Genomic DNA, 15,449 nt, shown 5'->3' on the forward strand with positions numbered 1-15,449 from the left:
CCGAATGCCGTGCCGGCGCTGCCCGAACCTTCACCGTGGTCGGGGTACGACCGTCGCCGACGGCCGTACCCCGACCCGTGGCGTCAGGATGATCTCGTCCGGCGGCCGTACTCCGATCGCGCGCATCGCCGCGCGGTAGCGGGTGAACGCCCGCCGTGCTGTCCGCCCGCCACGAGGGTGCGCACCAGCATCCGGTGGGCCGGCTCGTCGTACGGATCCTTCTCCAGCAGGCGGAGCAGGCAGTCCACGGCGGCGTCGCTGTTTCCCGCCGACCGGTGCGCGTCGGCCAGCATCCGCAGCGCCGCGACGTACGCGGCCCGCGCCTGCTCGCGCAGCGCCGAGGCCCAGTCGGCGTACGGCTCGTCGGAGAACACGTCCGCCCGGTAGTCCCGCACGGCCGCCGCGAGGATGGTGCGTGCTTCCGCCTGGGCACCCCGATCGAGCAACCGACGACCGTGGGTCACCGCACCGAGGAACTCCATCACGTCGACCCGCAGATGGGTGACGTCCAGCGCGACGCTTGCCGCGTCGGTCACCAGGTAGTGGTCCGAGGCGAAGACCCGGTCCGGGTCGAGCACCCCGCGCACGATCGACAGCAACACCGACAGTCGGTGCCCGGTCCTGCTCGGATCGTCGTCGGGCCAGAGCAGTTCGCACAGTTCGCCCCGGGGCACCGGCCGGCCCCGGCGCACCACCAGGATCCGCAGCAGGTCCCGCGCCCGCCGCGACTGCCAGGCCGACGGCGGTACCGCAGCCCCGGCCACCCGTACCTCGAACCGGCCGAGGGCGCGGACCAGGACGCCGACGCGACCCACGCCATGTGACGGTTGGCCGTCGGCTGGCTGGTCCGGCGGCGTCTCCTCCTGGTCGATCGAGCCGCCCCCGGCGGCGAGGCGCTCGGTGGCCAGCAGCGCGGCGAACCGATCGTCGGCGGTGGCGCCCGGCAGCCGGCTCAACGCCAGCGCGGTACGGGCCGCGTCGCCGACCGCCGATGCGTCGGCCCAGATCGCGTACGCCTCGCGCAGGGCGGCGCGGGCCCGACCCGGGTCGATCTCCGCGGCGGCCCGCAGCTCCAGCGCCCGGGCCAGGCCGGCCCGCAACCCACCGGACCGGGCCAGGTCTAGCGCCTCGCCGGCCAACCGTGCGGTGTGCGCGGCGTCGCCGCCGGCCAGCGCCACCCAGCCCTGCGCGAGCAGTGCCGGAACCCGAAGGTCGTCACTGGCCAGCCGGGTTGCCTCGGCGGCGTGCCGGGCCGCCGCCACCGTGTCGTCGGGCAGCAGCACCCGGGCCAGCCCGGCGTGCGCCCGCACCGCCAGCTTCCGGCTGTCACTGTCATCGGCCAACCGGACCGCTTCGACGAACGCCGCCCGGGCCTGTTCCCGCCAGCCGCGCATCAGATGCAGCTCGGCCAGACCCAGGTACGTGTCGGCGCAGCGGCGCGAGCCCATCCGCTGATGGCGGGCGAGCACCTGGGCGTACCGCGTCGCCGCGTCGTCGTACCGGCCGAGCATCGCCAGCATGTCGGCCTCGGTCCCGGCGGCCATCGCGTACAGGTTGGCGTGGCCGGCAGCCTCGGCGTGCCCGGCCGCCTGTTGGGCGGCGGCCAGCGCTGCCGGATAGCGGGCCTGCTCGACGAGGTGGTAGCTCTGGTTGACCAGGATCCGGGCCAGCAGCACCAGGTCGCCGGTGCGTTCGGCGATGCCCAGCGCCAGCCGGTAGTGCTCCTCGCCGCCGACCTGGTCACCGGTGAGTCCGAGGCAGAGGGCGAGGCTGACGTGTGCGGTGGCCAGCGCACTGTCCCGGCCGGTCTCGGCCGCGCGGTGGTAGGCCCGCCAGGCGTGTGCCACCCCGGCCGCCGCGTCACCGCTGCGAGCGGTGGCCGCCGCCGTCCACGCCAGCAGCATCGCCTGATCGGTGGGGCAACCCGGGGCCTCGTCGCCCCGGGCGAAGTCGGCCAGGGCCCGGGGCTGGTCGCCGCGCAGGTAGTGGATCAAGCCCATCCGCCAGGCGATTCCCGGCTGCCACCTCGGCTCGGCTGCCGCCACCTCCTGATACGCGCGGGCCGCCGCGGCCACGTCGCCAGCGGTACGCAGCGCGTCGCCGGCGAGCAGCCGTAGCCTGCGGGTGCGCAGCGGCGCCGGCAGGGTGGTGACCAGTTCGGCTATCGCGCCGGGCCGGCCGGCCGCGATCATCCGGTCGCCGTGCTCGTCGAGCACCGCGGCCAGCGCCGCATCGTCGCCGCCGAGCCGGAAGGTGAACGCGGCGGCGCGGGCCGGGCCATGGTCGCGGTACCAGGTCGCCGCCCGCAGCAGCGTCCCGCGCGTCACCGGCGGCCGGTCGTGGCCGGCGACCGCGGCGATCACCGGTACCACCCGGGGCCCGGTGTCGGGATCGGTGCCGACCCTGGTCAGTAGCCCCGTGCGCAGCAGCCGGCCGAGGTGCGGCCCGGCCGCCGGGTGGCCGACGACCGCGCAGACGCCCGCCGTCACCGGCGCGAGGTCGGCCACCTCGTGCAGTAGCCGCCGGACGTCCTCCGGCAGCGGGCCGAGCACCTCCTCGGCCAGGTAACCCGTCACGAGACCGCCGGGCTCGGTCACCGCCGGCAGGAGCGGCCCGGCAGGTACGCCCTCGGCGACCAGGGTCTCGGCGACCAGCCGGACCAGCGCGGGCCACCCTGCGGTGATCTCATGCACGCGCTGCGCCAGGGCGGGGGCGGTCAGCCCGTACTCGGTGTGCAGCACCTCGTCGACCTGATCGGTGGTCAGGCTCAGCTCGGCCGGGCGGAGCTGCGCGGGCACCATCCGGGTCAACCACGACGACGCGGCACAGCCCACCGGCCATCGCGACGACAGGGCCAGCCGTACGCCGTCCGGCAGGCCGGCGATCGCGTGCAGCAAAGCCTGCTCGGTCCGTTCCGACATGGCGGGCAGTCCGTCGAGGACGAGCTGCGTCGCGCCGGCGGCCAGCTCCGCCAGCTCGCCGCGGAGCAACGCATCGACGTCGCACTCCCGTTGCCACCGGACGGTCGGGCCGGGGAACAGCCGGCGCAGCGCGGTGGTCTTGCCGTAGCCGGCGGCTGCCACCACCAGCCACAGCTTGCCGCGCTGCTGTTCCAGCATGGCGGCAGCTTGTCCCGCCGGGTGCGCCTCGGCAAGGCAGTTCCCGCTATCCCGACAGCAACACCGTCCAAAGGGCCCAGGCGCGGGCAGGGTCGCCCTCCGACTGCACACTGCGGCGGCTCGACCCCGACCACACCTCATCCTGGTGGAGCACCGCTGCCCGATCCGCTGGCGAGAGCGGCGCCGTACGAAGCGTTGCCATGCGCTGATGTCATGGCTTCCCCTACCAAGTTGCAGTGGTGCTCATAGCTGCGCCCGCGCAGACTCATTTCCGTGGACGGCGTCCGAAGAGGTGATCAGATGCGGGTGGCAAACGCTGACCAGGCAGCGGCCTGGAACGGTCCGGAGGGGGCGTACTGGGTCGAGCACCACGATCGGCGGGGGGACCTCGACGATGCGTTGCTCGACCGCCTGTTCCGGTTGGCCGACATCGGCCCCACCGACGTGGTGCTCGACATCGGGTGCGGCACGGGGCGCACCACCCGGCGAGCGGCACGACAATGTGCCCGGGGTCGGGCTGCCGGAGTCGACCTGTCCGCGCCGATGCTCGACCGGGCCCGGGCCGACGCGGTCCGGGACGGGCTGACGAACGCCCGGTTCCACCAGGGCGATGCGCCGGTGTACCGATTCCCCCGCGGCCGGCACGACGTGGTGATCAGCAGGTACGACCTCGGGGCCGGTGTCCACCTCAGCGGTAGGCACTGGGGCGTCACGGCGAGGTGGCAATGACCGGCCACGGGGGGGCCGTCGTGATCGGCGGCTACGGCGCAGTGGGTCGGGTGGTGGCCACCACACTGGCCCGGGATGCCGCGAACGAGGTCGTTGTCGCTGGTCGTGATCTGGCGCGTGCTGAGGCCCTGGCCCGGACCGGCCCGGGCCGGCTGACCCCGCGCCGGTTCGACCTCGACGACCCGCGGGGTCTCGACGGGGTGTTGGCCGACGCCGCCGTGGTGGTCATGTGTGTGGAGCATCGCAACGAGGCGGTGGCGCGCGCATGCCTGGACCGTGGCATTGCCGTCGTCGACATCAGCGCGTCAGCCGACGTGCTGGCCGGCATCGAACGGCTCGATGCCACCGCGAAGCGGACCGGGACGGCCGCCGTGCTCAGCGTCGGGCTGGCACCCGGGCTGACAAACGTGCTGGCGCGACGCTGCACCGAACGCCTGCCATCCGCGACCTCCGTCGACGTGACGATCCTGCTGGGTACGGCGGGTGACCACGGGCCCGACTCGGTCCGCTGGACGGTGGCGGGACTGACGGCTCCGCCCGACCGGACTCGACGGCCGGAACGGGCCCGGGTTGACCTGCCCGGGTTCGGTGTACGCACCGCGTACCCGTTTCCCTTCTCGGATCAGTACACGTTGACCCGCACGCTCGGCGTCCCGGTGACCACTCGTCTCTGTTTCGACTCCGGTGCGGTGACGGCGGCGTTGTTCGGGCTGCGTGGGGTCGGTGCCTTCCGGCTGGCGGATCGGCTGGGCGGGGCTCGCCTGCTGACCGGCGCGTCGAGCCGACTGCGGCTCGGCGGGGACCGGTTCGTGGTGCACGCTTCGGCCACCGACAGGGGCGGGAGGCAGGTGTGGTCGGCGGTGACGGGCCGTCAGGAGGGTCATGCGACAGGCGTGGTGGCAGCGGAGATCGCCATCGGCCTGATGGGTCGCCGCTATCCGCCCGGGGTGCATCACATCGACCAGATCGTCGACGTGGGCGAGTTCCTGAAGACGATTCGGCGGCATGACCTGACCGTGCACGAGCAAACCGTCGTTCCCGATCGAGCTGGCGACAGGCCGGATTCCGGCCACGTCCGAAGGATGTGAGCATTGATGCAACGAGCTTCAGCGGACCGGCGCGGAACCGCCATCGCCTGGACCACAGTGGTCTTCCTGGTGACGTTCATCCATCACGTGTACGGGGGGCTCCGGTTCGACAGCCCACAGCGGACCATCCTGGCTGGGGTGTTCAGCGCCGTCTTCGCTGTCACGTATCTGGCATATCGGCTCGGATCGACGATGCGGTGGGCTCGCCCGATCTTCTGGTCCCTGGTCTACGCCTTCTGGGTGGCGGCGGTCGGCCTTTTCGAGGGTGGGTTCAATCACGCCCTGTTCGTCGTGCTGCGGCTGCTGGACGCTCAGACCCTCATCAACGACCTCTATCCCGTTGACGGCGATGCGCGCATCTCGGACGACGTGTTGTTCCAGGGCACCGGGGTGCTGACCCTGGTCACCGCGGTGTTGCTGGCGGTGGCGCCCGCCTGGTTCCGGAAGCCGCCGACGGTCGTCACGCCTCGACGGGCTGCCGGCAGATTGCCGTGAGGATCTCGATCATCGCGGTCGCCGCCGGCGACCGGAACGGCGGGGCGGCCGCTGCGGCATACAACCGGCGGGTCGGCAGGACCGGAACGGTGGGGCGTAGGACGATGTCCGGCCGCAGCGCGGCCTGGGTCAGCGTCGGCACGAGCATGACACCGGCCCGCGCGGCGACCAGGGCCTGCTTGCCGTTCCAGTCGTCGCAGAAGAAGGCGATCTGCGGGGGACCGCCCAACGCCTCGGCGATCGGCGGGATCGGACCGAGGCAGTCCGGATAGGCGCCCTCGATCCACCGCTCGTCCTTCAGTTTCCGCAACGGCACTCGATTGCGCTGCGCCAACGGATGATCGGCCGGCAGGGCGACGTGTAGCCGTTCGTCGCAGAGCGGCACCAGGTCGAGACCGTCCAGCGCTTCATCGGTGACTCGCGACGCGGACGGGTCGTACTTCGCGCTGGCCGGGTCGACGAACAACTGCCACGAGGTCAGCAGAGCCACGTCGATCCGGCCGTCCCTGATGGCCGCCAGCGGCCCGGCCTCGTCCGGTCGGACAAGGTTCACCGCGACGCCCGGATGGGACTCGGCGAAGCACCGAATGGCTTCCGGAGTCAGCCGGGCGTTGGCGCTCGGGAAGGCCGACACGTTGAGCTGCCCGCCGGTCAGGCTGGTGAAGGCGCGCAACCGGGCTTCCAGGGCGTCGGTCCGCACCAGGATGTCGCGGGCCAGCTCGACGGCGGTCTGCCCGGCCTGGGTGAGCCGTACGCCGCGCGGAAGCCGACGGAACAACGGCACGCCGACCCGCCGTTCCAATCCGCTGATCTGCCGGGATACGGCTGGTTGTGTCATGGACAGCGCCTCGGCTGCGGCGGAGAACGAACCCCGGCTGGCGACCTCCAGGAGCACCCGCAAGGTCCACGAGTCAATCATGCATGCAGCTTATATCCGTGGTTTCCGCCTAGACCGTACGCTGTGCGTTGTCAGCGCTCGGAACTGGCGACCGGAGGACCAGCACCGACCATTACTCCTGCGCATGGTAGGCGGGCCCGGATCTCGGCGCCTCGGGTGAGGGGCTGAGCCAGGAGGGCGGCCCGGGTACGGTTAGGCCCTGTGTCGAGTCCCTGGCCGACGCACGGCGGGCCCAGGCGGGACCGGGGGAGGAGTGGGTGTGACGCAGCGGAGAGCCCTTGTGGTCCGAGGCGGGTGGGAGGGCCACCGGCCGGTCGAGGCGACAGAGTTGTTCATCCCGTTCCTCGAACGCAGCGGATACGCGGTACGGGTGGAGGGGTCGACGGAGGTTTACACCGACGCCGCCGAACTGGCCGACACCGACCTCATCGTGCAGTGCATGACGATGTCGCAGATCACCGCGGAGCAGGTGGCGGGTCTGGCTGCGGCGGTCGTCGCCGGTACGGGTTTCACCGGCTGGCACGGTGGCATCGTCGATTCGTTCCGCGCCTCGTCGGATTACCTGCACCTGGTGGGCGGCCAGTTCGCGACCCACCCGGGCGTCCAGCCGTGCGACCGTAGCGGCGGAGAGGCAGACAACTTCCTGCCTCACTCGGTCACCATCACCGACCTCGGCCGGGAGCATCCGATCACCGCCGGGATCGAGAACTTCGACCTGGTCACCGAACAGTACTGGGTCCTGCACGACGACCTGATCGACGTCCTGGCCACCACCAGCCACCCGACCCGGGAGTGGCACCCGTGGCACCGGCCGGTCACCTCACCGGCGATCTGGACCCGACACTGGGGCGCCGGGCGGATCGTGGTGACGACTCCGGGGCACAGCCTCGACGTGCTGGAGCATCCGAGCGTCCGTACCGTCATCGAGAGGGGAATGGTGTGGGCGACCCGCACGGCGTCGGCGTCGTAGGTCTCGGGTTCATCTCCCGCGCGTACCTGAACACGCTGGCCGACCATCCGACCGTGCGCGTCGTCGCGGTGGCCGACCTGGACCCGGCCCGGGCCGACGCGGCCGCCGCCACGATTCCCGGCGCCGAGGCGGTCAGTGTCGAGCGACTGCTCCACCACCCCGACGTGGAAACGGTGCTCAACCTGACCATCCCGGCGGCGCACGCCGAGATCTCGAACGCGGCGATCGACGCCGGCCGGCACGTCTACGTCGAGAAGCCGCTCACCGTCACGCTCCCGGAGGGCCGGTCGCTCATGAACCGGGCGGCGTCGGCCGGCGTCCGCGTCGGATGCGCGCCGGACACCGTTCTGGGCACCGGTACGCAGACCGCCCGCGCGGCGATCGACGGTGGGCTGATCGGCCGCCCGTTCTCCGCATCGGCCGTCATGGTCACCCCGGGACACGAGCGCTGGCACCCCAACCCCGACTTCTACTACGCCCCGGGCGGCGGCCCACTCATGGACATGGGGCCGTACTACATCTCCGCGCTGGTCCACCTGCTCGGGCCGGTCCGGGCGGTGATCGGAGCGGCCAGCCGGCTGCGTGACAGCCGGGTCATCGGCTCGGGCCCCCGGCTCGGGCAGCGGATCCCGGTCGAGGTGCCGACCCACGTGAGCGGTGTGCTGGAACACGAGGGTGGTGCCCTGAGCACGCTCACAACCACCTTCGACGGTGTCGCGACGACGGCCGTGCCGATCGAGGTGCAGGGGGAGGAGGGCACCCTCGCCGTACCCGATCCGAACAACTTCGACGGCGAGGTCCGCCACCTCGCGCTCGACGGCCCCGGATGGCGCACAGTCGAACCGCGGGCCGGGTACGTCGCCGCCGCCCGGGGGGTCGGCCTGATCGACCTGGTCCGGGCCGACGATACGCGTCCGCCACGGGCCAGCGGCGAGGTCGGGCTGCACGTACTCGACATCATGACCAGCCTGCTCCGGTCGGCCGCGGAGGGCCGGCGGATCGAGCTGACCACGGCGGTCCAACGCCCCGCACCCGTCCCGCTCACCCCGGTCGAGGACTGGCTCTCCGCTGTCGCGCCCGAGGGCTGAGGGAATCCCTGATCTGAGCAATTTCTGGTCCTGCGCTCGGCAACGGCCGCGTCACCGGGATGCGAAGGGTCAGTGCTGCGGCTCGGTTACTTAGCGGGCGTGGTGATGAGTTCGTCGGCAACCCACTGGGCGACGTTGGCGGGGTAGGGCGCGGGCAGTCCGAGGACGATGTGCGGGAAGCCGGCGTCGATCGCTTTGCCGACTGCCTCCTGGGTGATGCCGGGCTGGTCGTAGGAGACCGGCAGGACGATCGATCGGGTGATCGAGGCGGGGTCGCGCCCGATCTCGGTGCAGTAGCGGTCCAGCAGGGCGCTGCGGCGGGCGGCGTCGTCGATGTCGCCGCCGGGGATGTTCCACAGGTCGGCGTGCTCGGCCGCCACCCGCAGCACGGCGGCCGAGCGTCCGCCGACGAGGATCGGTGGGTGGGGGCGCTGGACGGGTTTGGGGTTGCCGAATGCTCCGGTGAGCCGGTGGTAGGTCCCGTTGAAGTCGAACGGGTCGGTCTCGGTCCACAGACGCCGAATGACGGTGCATGCCTCGGCGAGGCTTCCCACCGCGTATGCCGTGTCGTGGAACGGCAGACCGTGTGCTTCGTACTCGCGCCGGGCCAGGGGGTGGCTGGGTCGTGAACCCGCGCCGATACCGAAGTCGAGCCGTCCGTCGGAGACGATGTCGACGGTCGCGGCGATCTTGGCCAGCATCGCGGGCGGGCGGATGCGGTTGCTGGTCACGAGCAGGCCGAGGCGCAGTCGTCGGGTCTGTGCGGCGAGGGCCGAGAGCAGTGTCCAGCCTTCGTAGGTCGGCCCGTTCGGGTCGCCGCCGATCGGCATGAGGTGGTCGAACAGCCACGCGTGCTCGATTTCCGGGATGGTGTCTGCCTCGCGCCAGACCCGCAGGACGTCGTGGTAGTCGACCTGCGACGGGGCGGTCATGATCCCGAATCGAGGCAGGGGTGTCTGCGGCATGGGTCGGTCGTCCTTCCTTAAGGGCCACCCTGCGACGCACCGAGCAGCAGGGGTACGCCTGCTGCTCGGGTGCGTGCCTGACGTGAGAGCGATCAGCGACGTCGCCGCGCCGAGTCGAGCAGGGCGGGCGGTGTGTCGTTCTTCTCGTGTGCGGCGAGGTCGACGCCGGGATCGACGATCGCGTCGATCGCGTCGAGCACGTCGGCGGAGAGCACGGTGTCCGCGGCGGCGAGCTGCGCATGCAGGTGGTCCATCGTGCGAGGGCCGATGATCGCGCTGGTCACGGCGGGATGCGCGGTGACGAATCCGAGCGCGAGCTGGATCATGCTGAGGCCGGCCTCGTCGGCAACCGTGGCGAGCTTCTCGACAGCGTCGAGCTTGGCGCGGTTGGCGGGGATGCTGATGTCGTAGCGCTGCTGCATGAAGCCCGAGCGGTTGGTGCTGATTTCCTGGCCGGCACGGATCGCACCAGACAGCCATCCCGACGCCAGTGGGCTCCAGGCGAGCACACCCATGCCGTACTCCTCGGTCACCGGCAGCACGTGGGTCTCGACCCCACGCTGCAGGATCGAATAGTTGGGCTGTTCGGTGACATACCGGCCCAGATGGTTCTCCCGGGCGGCCCACTGCGCCTGAACGATTCGGTAGGCGGGGAAGGTCGACGAGCCGAAGTACCGGATCTTTCCCGCCCGCTGGAGATCGGTAAGCACTGACAGCGTCTCCTCGTCGCTGGTGCTCGGGTCCCACCTGTGGATCTGATAAAGATCCACGTGGTCGGCACCGAGGCGACGCAGGCTGTTGTCCAACGCGGTGACCAACCACCGGCGCGAGCTGCCCCGATGGTTGCGCTCGTCGCCCATCGGCAAGCTCGCCTTGGTAGCCAGCACGACGTCGTCGCGGCGACCGGCGATGGCCTTGCCGATCATCTCCTCGGACTGGCCGCCGCTGTACACGTCAGCGGTGTCGATGAGGTTGATCCCCGCATCGAGGGCCGCATCGACGATGGCGGTCGCTTCCTCCTGCGTGGTGTTGCCGATCTTCCCAAAGTTCATCGCGCCGAGCACGAGGCTGCTGACCTGCACACCGGTGCGGCCCAAAGTGCGGTACTGCATGACTTGTCTCCTTTGCGACGGTGAAGTGGTTTGCGAAGCGCGGCTGGGATCTTGGCTCGCCGGTTCAGTATGCTGACTGAGCGGAACCGTGTTCCGTTAGCCAACATACGGAACAAGGTTCCGCATAGCAAGGGACGTGGTGGAGGTAACGCGCAGTGGCCAGCACCGACAACGGATCAGGGGCGTCAGCCAGGCGAAAGCGTGCGGACGCCCGACGTAACGAGGAGACACTGCTGGACGCCGCCGCCGCGGCCTTCGTCACCTCCGGCGTCGATGTGCCCGTGCGCGACATCGCCGCCAGGGCCGGCGTCGGCATCGGCACGATCTACCGCCACTTTCCGACGCGGGCCGATCTCATCGTCGCGGTCTACCGGCACCAGGTCGAGGCATGCGCTGAGGCCGGTCCGGCACTGCTGGCGAGCAGCAGTACACCGCATGCCGCCCTGGTGCGTTGGATCGACCTCTTCGTCGACTTCCTGGTCACCAAGCACGGCCTTGCCGAGGCATTGCAGTCCGACGATGCTGCCTTCGAGACTCTGCACGCCTATTTCATCGACCGCCTCGTCCCCGTGTGTGCCCAACTCCTCGACGCAGCTGCCGCAGCGGGCGAGATCCGCCCCGACATGGATGCCTACGAACTGCTGCGTGGCGTCGGCAATCTCTGTATCGGCGCGGATGACAACCCCCGCTACGACGCGCGTCGCCTGGTCGGACTCCTCACTGAAGGACTGCGCCTCCGCTAGGCAGTCGGCTGCGATCTCCGCCTTCCGTGCCTGTCCTGGGCCGGCGGTAGATTCGCCGCCACGACGGCGGTCGACGAAAGGGCAACCGGGAATGGACGGCAGGACCGAGGAGCTGCGACACGCGCACGACGTGCTGTCGGAGTGGTACGCGAAGAACGTGGCTGGGGCGCTTGAGCGGATGCCGATCGAGCGGGCGATGCTCGACCTGTTCGCCGAGCTGACCCTGGCGGTGGGGCCGGAGGTCGCGGATGTGGGTTGCGGCACCGGGCGACTTCTGCCGTACCTCGCCGACCGGGGTCTGTCGCCGCGCGGGGTGGACCTTTCGCCGGGAATGATCGAGGTGGCGCGGCGGGACAACCCGGGCTTCGCGTACGAGGTCGCCGACCTGCGCAAGCTGCCGTTCGAAGATGCGTCGATGGCCGGGGTGGTGTGCTGGTTCTCGTTGATCTACCTTCCGCCCGAGGCCCGGGCTCACGCGTTCGCCGAACTCGCCCGGGTCGTGCGGCCGGGCGGCTACCTGGTGGCGGCCTTCAAGCACGGCGACGGCACCGCGCACCGTAACGGTCCCGGCAGCCGCATCGCCAGCTTCGGCATCGACTTCGATCGCTACTGGCTTTCGGCCCGGGAGATGGCGGACCGCTTCGCCGCCGCCGGGCTCGCGTTGGTTTCCAGGGCAGCACTCCGTCCGAGAAAGGCGAGCCACCGTACGGCTACCTGCTGGTCCGCAAGACCGACTCGGCGACCGCGTAGCCGTACTCCCGGCAACAGCACGGGACCGCGTGCCGGCTCAGTGCCCTGACCGGACCGCTGCGGTCCGTGGCCGGACCGGAGGCACGTTATTCGGTGAAGTAGGAGGCACTCGCCGCGTCTGCCGGGTAGTAGGACTCGATCGCGATCTCGTCGATGGTGACGTCCATCGGGGTGCCGAAGGTGGTGATGGTCGAGAACAGTCGCAGTTCCCGCCCGTCGACGTTGAGGATCATCGGGATCACGACGTCGACGTCGAGCCGTTGACCTGGCGTCTCGTCCTGCCCGGGCGCCAGGAGTTCCTCGTAGAGCGCGGTGAGGTAAGGGTCGGGCGCGGTGGCGAGTTGGCGTGAGATCCGGGTGCGGAACACCGCGCGTACGTCGGCCAGGTTGACGACCAGGCGGGCGAGCCCGCGTGGGTGCAGTCCCAGCCGTACCAGGTTGACCGGTGGCCGCAGCAGGTCGGGAGCCACCTGTGCGAAGAACGGTTCGACGGCGCGGTTGGTCATCACGATGTTCCATCGGCGGTCGAAGACCACCGCTGGATAGGGCTCGTGCGCGCGGAGCACCCGGCGGATCGCGTCGTGGGCAGCCGTCAGTGCGTCGTCGTCGAGTGGACGCTCGGTGTAGCGGGGTGCGAAGCCACCGGCGAGCAGGAGCCGATTGCGATCGCGTAGCGGCACATGGAGTTGAGTGGCGAGCCGGAGGATCATGTCGGCGCTCGGTTTGGATCTGCCCGTCTCGACCAGGCTGACGTGCCGCGCCGAGACGTCCGCGGCGATGGCGAGATCGAGTTGGCTGAGTCCCCGGCGATGTCGCCACTGTCGTAGGAGTTCCCCGACCGTGTACACGGTCATGGAGCGTACTCATCGAGGAGCCAGGCGCCATGACATCCGATGTCATCGACAGGCGTCGCGGGTGCGGGAAACACTGCGTCCATGACCACGGAGAACAAGACGATCGTCCAACGGGCGCTGGCAGGGCTGATCGAGACAGGCGACGTCGACGCGCTCGCCCAACTGCTGAAAGACGACTTCGTGCACCACCGGCCGGGTTCGATCACATCGACCAAGAGGGAGTGGCTCGCCGCCGTCCGCGCCGCGCTGGTGCCGCTCGCCGATATGCGGGTCGAGATCCATCAGGTGCTGGCCGACGGCGATCACGTCGTGGTGCACTCGCGACGCTGGCTTCCGGACACCGGGTCGGAGATCGCGGTCGTCGACATCTGGCGGATCGACGACGGGCTGATCGCCGAAGGGTGGGAGATCATCGAGCCGGTCGCTCAGGTCGCCGCGAATCTGGTGTGGTGGGAACCGGCTCAGCGCTGACCGTCGGCCCTACTGGCGGGCGCCGGTTCGTGCGGCCCGCTCGACTCTGGCGATCAGGCGGCTGTTGTGGGCAGCGTGTCCGAAGCCGGGCGTGTGGTGGGTTCCGTTGATGATGTCGCGCGCCAGGCTGGCGTACACCTCGCCCACGTTGATGGCCGCGCCGGTCCAGATCTCTGCGGCGGTCGGGCCGGTGCCGGTGGCGACGGGACGGTCAGGTGCGGCGAAATCGGCGCTCGACGACAGCGCGAGGTCGCCGACCTGAACGCCCGCCGGATGGTTGCCGGTCAGCTTCAGCCACCCGTCCGAGCCGCGGACCTCCAGGCTGAAGGCGGCGTCCGTCGGGGGCACGCCAGCCAGGATCTGCACTCCCACGGCGGCCCCCGACGAGGTCTTGACGATGGCGTCGAGATGGTCCGGCACCTCGCGGACGGAGACGGCGCCGGAGTCCACAAGCTTCACCTCCGGCCAGAGGAGTTCCGTACGCGCGTCGATCTCGGTGATGTCGCCGAGGACCGCCTCGACCACGTCCAGCACGTGGCCTGCCGCGATCGGCAGGAATCCGGCGCCCGATGCGGCCTTGTCGAAGTACTCGTACGCGCTCACCGACTCGGGTCCGTTTCCGAACGTCGTCGCGGTGACTCGCGCCGAGAGCAGCCGCCCGAGTCTCCCGGACTCGATGATCTCTGTGGCACGGCGCACCGAGGGGTTGAGCCGCCCCTGGAGGCCGATCGCGGTGTGCAGCCCTCCGGCCGCGTCAGCCATCTCCTCCGTCTGCGCGACGGTGGCGCCCAGCGGCGATTCGGAGTACACGGCCTTCTGCGCGGCCAGGGCGGGCAGCACGAGGTCGCGGTGGGCCGGGACCTTCACCGCCACGGTGACCAGGTCGATCGACGGATCGTGGATGAGTTCCAGGGGATCGGCGTACCAGCGCTCGGTGCCGAAGACGTCGGCGGCCGCGCGGGCGCTCTGCTCGTGACGGGTGGCCACGGCGGCCAGGACGAACTGCGGTTGTGCCGCGAGTGCGGGGATGTGTGCGGCCCCGGCCCAACTGGCCTTCGTGTCCGCTCCGATGATGCCCACCCGAATCGCCTTGCTCGGCATGATGTGCGGTTCCCTTCGTTGACCTGCGGCCGTGGTGCGGCCGCTGGGGGTATGTATGTCCTGATCAGCCGTCGATGGCGGCCATGTCGGGCTCGGCGTGGCGATCGCCGGACGCCGGGGAAAGGTTGTTCAGTCGGGCGACTTGGTCGGCGGTGAGTCGGATGTTGTCGGCGGCGCAGTTCTCCTCGAGCCGGTCGATTCGCCTGGTGCCTGGAATCGGCGCGATGCCCTCGCCCTGCGCGAGGAGCCAGGCCAGAGCGATCTGCGCGGGCGTGGCACCCACCTGGCCGGCGACGTCGTTGACCTCGTCGACGATGCGGAGGTTGCGGGTGAGGTTGTCGCCGGTGAACCGGGGGTTGGTGCGTCGCCAGTCGGTGGCGTCCAGGCTGTCGAGGGAGCGGATGTCGCCGGTGAGGAAGCCGTGCCCGAGGGGTGCGTAGGGCACGAAGCCGATCCCGAGCTCACGCAATGCGGGCAGTACGTCGGCCTCGGGGTCGCGGGTCCACAGCGAGTACTCCGTCTGGACGGCGGCCACCGGATGAACCGCGTGAGCCCGTCGGATCGTCGTCTCGGACGCCTCCGAGAGCCCGATGTGACGGACCTTGCCAGCGGCGACAAGCTCGCGCAACGCTCCGACCGTCTCTTCGATGGGCGTGTCGCGGTCGACCCGGTGCTGGTAGTACAGATCGATGTGATCGGTTCCGAGCCGCCGCAGCGACCCGTCCACGGCCGCTCGGATACTGGCCGGGGTGCTGTCCGGTCCCGGCCTGCCGGCGTGGGAAACGAGGCCGAACTTAGTGGCCAGGACGACCTCGTCCCGGCGGCCCTTGATCGCGCGACCAACCAACTCCTCGTTGACGTACGGCCCGTACGCCTCGGCGGTGTCCAGGTGCGTGACGCCGAGGTCCAGCGCGCGGTGGATGGTGCGGATCGACCCGGCTTCGTTCCGGCCGGCCCCGGTGTAGAAGGCCGACATGCCCATGGCCCCGAGCCCGATGCGGGAGACCTGGAGGCCGCCCAGCGTTGTGGTCTGCATCAAGGGGTCCTTCCTGAGGTTGGCGGCCGG

General features: G+C 70.6%; 14 protein-coding genes and 1 pseudogene. 8 read left to right on the forward strand and 7 right to left on the reverse strand.

Annotation, left to right across the window (positions count from 1 at the left end):
* Positions 1-83 precede the first annotated feature (83 nt).
* Positions 84-3,119 (reverse strand): BTAD domain-containing putative transcriptional regulator, encoded by a 3,036-nt coding sequence (locus ACN26Z_RS13595; protein ID WP_421461521.1) that lies wholly within the window; start codon positions 3,117-3,119, stop codon positions 84-86.
* A gap of 300 nt (positions 3,120-3,419) precedes the next feature.
* On the opposite strand from ACN26Z_RS13595, the gene ACN26Z_RS13600 reads away from it, so the two are divergent.
* Genes ACN26Z_RS13600 through ACN26Z_RS13610 form a run of 3 tightly spaced genes read left to right on the forward strand, consistent with a single transcriptional unit; the run spans position 3,420 to position 5,431 of the window.
* On the forward strand, positions 3,420-3,848 hold the full coding sequence (locus tag ACN26Z_RS13600; protein ID WP_421461522.1) for a class I SAM-dependent methyltransferase: 429 nt from the start codon (positions 3,420-3,422) through the stop codon (positions 3,846-3,848).
* On the forward strand, positions 3,845-4,936 hold the full coding sequence (locus tag ACN26Z_RS13605; RefSeq protein WP_421461523.1) for a saccharopine dehydrogenase family protein: 1,092 nt from the start codon (positions 3,845-3,847) through the stop codon (positions 4,934-4,936). Before ACN26Z_RS13600 ends, ACN26Z_RS13605 begins: the two co-directional genes overlap by 4 nt.
* 6 nt (positions 4,937-4,942) lie before the next feature.
* Positions 4,943-5,431 carry a hypothetical protein gene (locus tag ACN26Z_RS13610; protein WP_421461525.1) on the forward strand — a complete coding sequence of 163 codons (489 nt, stop codon included), beginning with the start codon at positions 4,943-4,945 and terminating at the stop codon, positions 5,429-5,431.
* Here the strand turns inward: ACN26Z_RS13610 and ACN26Z_RS13615 are convergent.
* Positions 5,397-6,350 carry a LysR family transcriptional regulator gene (locus tag ACN26Z_RS13615; protein WP_282238965.1) on the reverse strand — a complete coding sequence of 318 codons (954 nt, stop codon included), beginning with the start codon at positions 6,348-6,350 and terminating at the stop codon, positions 5,397-5,399. The two genes, ACN26Z_RS13610 and ACN26Z_RS13615, sit on opposite strands and share 35 nt — an antisense overlap.
* A 238-nt stretch (positions 6,351-6,588) precedes the next feature.
* Between ACN26Z_RS13615 and ACN26Z_RS13620 the strand changes: the two genes are divergently transcribed.
* Positions 6,589-7,299, forward strand: coding sequence for a ThuA domain-containing protein (locus ACN26Z_RS13620; RefSeq protein ID WP_421461527.1), 711 nt, complete (start codon positions 6,589-6,591; stop codon positions 7,297-7,299).
* Positions 7,269-8,387 (forward strand): Gfo/Idh/MocA family protein, encoded by a 1,119-nt coding sequence (locus ACN26Z_RS13625; protein WP_421461529.1) that lies wholly within the window; start codon positions 7,269-7,271, stop codon positions 8,385-8,387. Before ACN26Z_RS13620 ends, ACN26Z_RS13625 begins: the two co-directional genes overlap by 31 nt.
* Before the next feature lie 86 nt (positions 8,388-8,473).
* Here ACN26Z_RS13625 and ACN26Z_RS13630 read toward each other — a convergent pair whose 3' ends face one another.
* Together ACN26Z_RS13630 and ACN26Z_RS13635 are read right to left on the reverse strand one after the other, a co-directional pair.
* Positions 8,474-9,319, reverse strand: a complete 846-nt coding sequence (locus tag ACN26Z_RS13630) for an LLM class flavin-dependent oxidoreductase (protein ID WP_421461531.1) — start codon at positions 9,317-9,319, stop codon at positions 8,474-8,476.
* A gap of 125 nt (positions 9,320-9,444) precedes the next feature.
* Positions 9,445-10,464 (reverse strand): aldo/keto reductase, encoded by a 1,020-nt coding sequence (locus ACN26Z_RS13635; protein ID WP_421461533.1) that lies wholly within the window; start codon positions 10,462-10,464, stop codon positions 9,445-9,447.
* A 155-nt stretch (positions 10,465-10,619) separates the two neighbouring features.
* On the opposite strand from ACN26Z_RS13635, the gene ACN26Z_RS13640 reads away from it, so the two are divergent.
* Positions 10,620-11,207: a TetR/AcrR family transcriptional regulator gene (locus ACN26Z_RS13640; RefSeq protein WP_421461536.1), complete on the forward strand. Its 588-nt coding sequence runs from the start codon at positions 10,620-10,622 to the stop codon at positions 11,205-11,207.
* Between the two features lie 91 nt (positions 11,208-11,298).
* A pseudogene (locus tag ACN26Z_RS13645) lies at positions 11,299-11,957 on the forward strand (class I SAM-dependent methyltransferase).
* Positions 11,958-12,043: 86 nt separating this feature from the next.
* On the opposite strand, the gene ACN26Z_RS13650 reads toward ACN26Z_RS13645, so the two are convergent.
* Complete coding sequence (locus ACN26Z_RS13650; protein WP_421461538.1) at positions 12,044-12,811, reverse strand: helix-turn-helix domain-containing protein; 768 nt, start codon at positions 12,809-12,811, stop codon at positions 12,044-12,046.
* Between the two features lie 81 nt (positions 12,812-12,892).
* Here ACN26Z_RS13650 and ACN26Z_RS13655 point away from each other — a divergent pair, with 81 nt between their 5' ends.
* Entirely contained in the window at positions 12,893-13,282 is a 390-nt protein-coding gene (locus ACN26Z_RS13655) for a nuclear transport factor 2 family protein (RefSeq protein ID WP_421461540.1), read from the forward strand.
* Positions 13,283-13,291: 9 nt separating this feature from the next.
* On the opposite strand, the gene ACN26Z_RS13660 is transcribed toward ACN26Z_RS13655, so the two are convergent.
* Positions 13,292-14,383, reverse strand: a complete 1,092-nt coding sequence (locus ACN26Z_RS13660) for a Gfo/Idh/MocA family protein (protein WP_421461542.1) — start codon at positions 14,381-14,383, stop codon at positions 13,292-13,294.
* A gap of 64 nt (positions 14,384-14,447) precedes the next feature.
* Complete coding sequence (locus tag ACN26Z_RS13665; protein ID WP_421461544.1) at positions 14,448-15,419, reverse strand: aldo/keto reductase; 972 nt, start codon at positions 15,417-15,419, stop codon at positions 14,448-14,450.
* Between the last annotated feature and the right edge of the window lie 30 nt (positions 15,420-15,449).

This window comes from Verrucosispora sp. WMMD703 (assembly GCF_049178935.1).
Taxonomy (GTDB): domain Bacteria; phylum Actinomycetota; class Actinomycetes; order Mycobacteriales; family Micromonosporaceae; genus Micromonospora; species Micromonospora sediminimaris.

Bases quoted from the DNA above. Each gene is read 5' to 3' on its own strand.
- ACN26Z_RS13595 (WP_421461521.1), bottom strand. From the start codon at position 3,119: ATGCTGGAACAGCAGCGCGGCAAGCTGTGGCTGGTGGTGGCAGCCGCC.
- ACN26Z_RS13600 (WP_421461522.1), top strand. From the start codon at position 3,420: ATGCGGGTGGCAAACGCTGACCAGGCAGCGGCCTGGAACGGTCCGGAG.
- ACN26Z_RS13605 (WP_421461523.1), top strand. From the start codon at position 3,845: ATGACCGGCCACGGGGGGGCCGTCGTGATCGGCGGCTACGGCGCAGTG.
- ACN26Z_RS13610 (WP_421461525.1), top strand. From the start codon at position 4,943: ATGCAACGAGCTTCAGCGGACCGGCGCGGAACCGCCATCGCCTGGACC.
- ACN26Z_RS13615 (WP_282238965.1), bottom strand. From the start codon at position 6,350: ATGATTGACTCGTGGACCTTGCGGGTGCTCCTGGAGGTCGCCAGCCGG.
- ACN26Z_RS13630 (WP_421461531.1), bottom strand. From the start codon at position 9,319: ATGACCGCCCCGTCGCAGGTCGACTACCACGACGTCCTGCGGGTCTGG.
- ACN26Z_RS13635 (WP_421461533.1), bottom strand. From the start codon at position 10,464: ATGCAGTACCGCACTTTGGGCCGCACCGGTGTGCAGGTCAGCAGCCTC.
- ACN26Z_RS13650 (WP_421461538.1), bottom strand. From the start codon at position 12,811: ATGACCGTGTACACGGTCGGGGAACTCCTACGACAGTGGCGACATCGC.
- ACN26Z_RS13655 (WP_421461540.1), top strand. From the start codon at position 12,893: ATGACCACGGAGAACAAGACGATCGTCCAACGGGCGCTGGCAGGGCTG.
- ACN26Z_RS13660 (WP_421461542.1), bottom strand. From the start codon at position 14,383: ATGCCGAGCAAGGCGATTCGGGTGGGCATCATCGGAGCGGACACGAAG.
- ACN26Z_RS13665 (WP_421461544.1), bottom strand. From the start codon at position 15,419: ATGCAGACCACAACGCTGGGCGGCCTCCAGGTCTCCCGCATCGGGCTC.